The following is a 3,984-nucleotide window of genomic DNA, read 5'->3' as shown; positions in this document are numbered from 1 at the left end:
CGGATCCGCCCCTTCACCTCCGGCACCAGATCGGCGGCGGTCAGCAGGCGCTTCAGGTCCGCCGCCACTTCCGGCCGCATCAGGCACCGGCCCGACACCGCAAAGCCGCGCGGCGCCGGCACCAGTTCGGCAATCCGCCCCTCGGCATAGGGAATATGCCCCAGCAGCCGGCCGTCGGGCGTGGCATCCACCCGCTGGCCGGGGCAGAGTTCCTCCGCCAGCGCCGCCACCGGCAGCAGCACCAGCGCCAGCGCAAGGGCACCGCGCCGCATCATCGAATCCCCGGCATCACCATCGCCCTAGCTCTGGCATGCGGCCGGCGATGGTGGCAAGGCGGCAGCCATGCTGGACGTTCTCTACATCGATGCCGAGGCCATCGTGGTCGACAAGCCCGCCGGGCTGCCCGTGGACACGCCCCGCGACGGCAGCCTGAGCATCGAGAATTACCTGCAGAGCCTGACCTTCGGCTTTCAGCGCTGGCCGCTGCCGGTGCACCGGCTGGATCGTGACACCTCGGGCTGCCTGTTGCTGGCGCGCACGCCCAAGGCGCACAAGCGATACCAGCAGGCGTTCGAGCAGGGGCTGGTCGACAAGCGCTATCTGGCGGTGCTGGACGGGGTGCCGGAGGGGGAAGCCGGCATGATCGACCTCGCGCTTGCCAAGACCAGCTCGCGCGAGGCGGGCTGGCGCATGGTCGCCAGCGCCAATGGCAAGCCCGCCCGCACGCGCTGGGAGCTGCTGCGCACCGAAGGCGCGCGCGCGCTGGTCGCGTTCATGCCGGAGACCGGCCGCACCCACCAGATCCGCGTCCATGCCGCGACCGGCTTGGGCTGTCCGGTGGCGGGCGACCCGGTCTATGGCCGCGCCGGCCCGCACGGCATGCTGCTCCACGCCGCCGCGCTCGGCGTGCCGCGCCCGGGCAAGCCCGCCATCGAGGCAACCGCGCCGATGCCCGGCCGCTTTGCCGAGACAGGCTTTGCGCCATGACGCCGGTGCCCGACCACGCGATCGAGGAACGCTTTCTGGCGGCCACCGGCCCGGGCGGGCAGAATGTCAACAAAGTGGCAACCGCCGTGCAGTTGCGCGTCGACGTGTTTGCGCTGGGGCTGGCGCCCGATGTCTATCGCCGGCTGAAGACGCTGGCCGGCAGCAAGCTGTCGGCGACAGGATCGCTGATGATTGTCGCGCGCCGCTTCCGCACGCAGGAGGCGAACCGCGCCGACGCCCGCGCCCGGCTCGACGCGCTGCTCGCCGCCGCGCATGAACGGCCCGAGCGGCGCATCAAGACCCGGCCGACCAAGGCCGCCAAAGCCCGGCGCGTGGACGCGAAGAAAGGCCGCGCTGCGGTGAAGGCCGCACGCGGCAAAGTGCGGCTGGAGCCTTAGTGTCTGATCCGAAACTCGGTTTCGGATAGTCCGGCACCGCCTCGAAATTCGCTCTTTCGCGAATTTCGAATCAGACACTTAAAGCCCCCCTCGCCAAGCGGCGGTGCCTTCCCTACATCCCGCGACATGTTCACCTTCGACATTGCCGCCACCGACAAGCCCGCGCTTTATCGCGAACTGCTCGCCGCGCTCGACGCGCTGACTGCCGGAGAGGCGGACCCGGTTGCCAACATGGCCAATGCCTCGGCGCTGATCGCGCAATATCTGCCCGATCTGAACTGGGCCGGCTTTTACAGGCTGCTGGGCGACACGCTGGTGCTGGGGCCGTTTCAGGGCAAGGCGGCGTGCATCCGCATTGCGCTCGGCCAGGGGGTGTGCGGCACGGCGGCGGCCACGCGCACCACCCAGCTGGTGGCCGATGTCCACGCCTTTCCCGGCCATATCGCCTGCGATGCCGACAGCGCCTCTGAACTGGTGGTGCCGATTATGCGCGGCGGCGTGCTGCTCGGCGTTCTCGATCTCGATTCGCCGACGCCCGCCCGTTTCGACGAGGATGATGCGCGCGGGGTGGAGGCCCTCGCCGCGCTGCTGGCCGACCGGCTGTAGCGTTTCCGGGCGATTGATTTGGGATAACGCCGGCAGAGGATGCCGTCACCCGGCGCGACGAGCGGTCAATCGAGCCGGTGGGGAAATGGTGCCCAAGGGCGGGATCGAACCACCGACACTGCGATTTTCAGTCGCATGCTCTACCAACTGAGCTACTTGGGCATTGGCTTTGGCGGCCAAGAGCGCGCCTCTTAGTCGGCCGCGTCGTCGCTGTCCAGCCCGGTTTTCGCGGTCTCTTCGGTGTCGTCCACGGGGCCGGCGGGCAGGCGATAGCCCTCGCCCAGCCATTGCAGCAGGTCGCGGTCGCGGCAGCCCTGGCTGCAAAAGGGCTTGTGGGCGGGCGCGGTCGGGCGGCGGCAGATCGGGCACAGCGGCATTACAGGCTCCAGGTGCGGCCCGTGCGGCGGGCAAGTTCGGCGCGCCATTCGGGCAGGATATGGGGGGCAAGCGCCGGCGGCACCGGCTCGGGCGTGGCGCCGGCGGGGGTGCGTTCCAGCCGGCGCAGCAGCGCGCGGGCGGCCGCCGCCAGCGGATCGGCGCGCAGCAGCTCAGGCAGCGCGGCGCGCGGGCGCGGACGCACGATCTGCAAAAAGCCGAAACCGTTGAGCGCGGTGCGCTCGAACGGCGGCGGCAGCGCGGCATCGATCGCCGCCGCCACGGCGGCGCGCGCTGCCTTGCCGGCCAGGGTCGGAAAATCGATGCCGATCGACCCGCCGATGCCGTGGCGGACAATCGCCGCCGCCACCGCGGCTGCCGCCGCCACCGCCAGCGGCTCCAGCGGGCCATCGCCATCGACGTCGAACAGCGTCATCGCCGGCGTCGGCGTCATCCGCAGCATGCCGCCGGCAAAGCCGATATCGCCGGTCGTCGCCTCGTCGAGCAGCTCGCCCCAGCCCGCGGCTTCCAGCGCGTCCTCGGCATGGGCGTGACCCTCGCGCACCCCTATCCCGCCGGCGGCCAGCCGGGCGCGCAGATCGGGGCCGGGGGCGAGCGGCGCATCAGTCACCACGCCGCGCGCGGGCTTCAGCCGGCCGGGCTCGGGAATAGCTTCGCGCGTGATGCGCACGCGGACGGCCGTGCCTTCGGGGGCGCCAGCCGGGCCGTCGAGCGCGATCTCCCCGCCCCCCTCCAGCCGCACCCGGCGCGCCGGGGCCAGCCGCCCCGCCACCACGCTGCCCAGCCGCAGCCCGGGCAGTTCTATCCGCGCCTTCACGATGCGCCCGTCATCGACCAGCGCGGCGCGCACCTCGCCAATGCCGTTTTCGATCAGCCATTCAGCCACAGCGATAGCCGGCGCCGGTCAGCAGCGCGCGCGCCTCGAACAGCGGCAGGCCGACAATCCCCGAATAGCTGCCCTGCATCCAGCGGATCAGCGCCTCGGCGCGGCCCTGAATGGCATAGCCGCCGGCCTTGCCCAGCCCTTCGCCGCTGTCGACATAAGCGTCGATCTCGGCCGCGCTCAGCTGTTTGAAGGCGATGGTGCTGGCGGACAGGCGCAGGCGCGGCCGGCCATCGGGGCCGACCAGGCACAACGCCGTCAGGCACTGGTGCCGCCGGCCGGAGAGGAGAGCAAGCATCGCGCGCACCTCGTCGGCGCTTTCGGCCTTGCCCAGAATGCGCCGGCCGGCGGCGACCGTAGTGTCGCCCGCCAGCACCAGCTCGTCCCCGGCGCGCGGCACGGCAAGCGCCTTTTCGCGCGCCATCCGCTCGACATAGGTGCGCGGCTGCTCACCCCGGCGGGGCGTTTCGTCGATATCGGGGGCAGCGATCCGGTACGGCGTCACCCCCAGCCGGGCGAGCAGATCGCGCCGGCGGGGCGAGGCGGAGGCGAGCACGAGCTTCATGCCCGGCCCAGAAGCTTATTTGAAGCGATAGGTGATGCGCCCCTTGGTCAGGTCATAGGGCGTCAGTTCGACCAGCACATCGTCGCCCACCAGCACGCGGATGCGGTTCTTGCGCATCTTGCCGGCGGTATGGCCGAGGATTTCGTGAT

The 3,984-nt window shown here is 71.1% G+C and carries 7 protein-coding genes, 1 tRNA gene and 1 pseudogene; 3 read left to right on the top strand and 6 right to left on the bottom strand.

All coding sequences use genetic code 11. The features are described from left to right. Positions 1 to 272: pseudogene (locus K2Y03_RS10950) on the bottom strand (D-alanyl-D-alanine carboxypeptidase family protein); the annotation flags it as partial. A 70-nt stretch (positions 273 to 342) separates the two neighbouring features. On the opposite strand from K2Y03_RS10950, the gene K2Y03_RS10945 reads away from it, so the two are divergent. The 3 genes from K2Y03_RS10945 (at position 343) to K2Y03_RS10935 (ending at position 1,991) form a co-directional block, all read left to right on the top strand. Beyond that, positions 343 to 987 (top strand): RluA family pseudouridine synthase, encoded by a 645-nt coding sequence (locus tag K2Y03_RS10945; RefSeq protein WP_294090711.1) that lies wholly within the window; start codon positions 343 to 345, stop codon positions 985 to 987. Next, complete coding sequence (gene arfB, locus K2Y03_RS10940; RefSeq protein WP_294090710.1) at positions 984 to 1,385, top strand: alternative ribosome rescue aminoacyl-tRNA hydrolase ArfB; 402 nt, start codon at positions 984 to 986, stop codon at positions 1,383 to 1,385. The genes K2Y03_RS10945 and arfB overlap by 4 nt, the downstream gene beginning before the upstream one ends. A 126-nt stretch (positions 1,386 to 1,511) precedes the next feature. After that, positions 1,512 to 1,991 carry a GAF domain-containing protein gene (locus K2Y03_RS10935; RefSeq protein WP_294090709.1) on the top strand — a complete coding sequence of 160 codons (480 nt, stop codon included), beginning with the start codon at positions 1,512 to 1,514 and terminating at the stop codon, positions 1,989 to 1,991. 86 nt (positions 1,992 to 2,077) lie between these two features. On the opposite strand, the gene K2Y03_RS10930 is transcribed toward K2Y03_RS10935, so the two are convergent. The 5 genes from K2Y03_RS10930 to infA form a co-directional block, all read right to left on the bottom strand. Beyond that, positions 2,078 to 2,153 (bottom strand) — tRNA-Phe (locus K2Y03_RS10930). Positions 2,154 to 2,182: 29 nt separating this feature from the next. Continuing rightward, positions 2,183 to 2,368, bottom strand: a complete 186-nt coding sequence (locus K2Y03_RS10925) for a DNA gyrase inhibitor YacG (RefSeq protein WP_294090708.1) — start codon at positions 2,366 to 2,368, stop codon at positions 2,183 to 2,185. Continuing rightward, positions 2,368 to 3,273, bottom strand: a complete 906-nt coding sequence (locus tag K2Y03_RS10920; RefSeq protein ID WP_294090707.1) for a ribonuclease — start codon at positions 3,271 to 3,273, stop codon at positions 2,368 to 2,370. Before K2Y03_RS10920 ends, K2Y03_RS10925 begins: the two co-directional genes overlap by 1 nt. Further along, positions 3,266 to 3,835: a nucleoside triphosphate pyrophosphatase gene (locus K2Y03_RS10915; protein WP_294090706.1), complete on the bottom strand. Its 570-nt coding sequence runs from the start codon at positions 3,833 to 3,835 to the stop codon at positions 3,266 to 3,268. Before K2Y03_RS10915 ends, K2Y03_RS10920 begins: the two co-directional genes overlap by 8 nt. Before the next feature lie 15 nt (positions 3,836 to 3,850). Beyond that, on the bottom strand, positions 3,851 to 3,984 hold a 134-nt coding region (gene infA / locus K2Y03_RS10910; RefSeq protein WP_294090712.1), incomplete at its 5' end, for a translation initiation factor IF-1.

The sequence above is a fragment of the Sphingomonas sp. genome (genome assembly GCF_019746015.1).
In the GTDB taxonomy this organism is placed as follows: Bacteria; Pseudomonadota; Alphaproteobacteria; order Sphingomonadales; family Sphingomonadaceae; genus Sphingomonas.
This window is presented reverse-complemented; position numbering and strand designations above follow the sequence as displayed.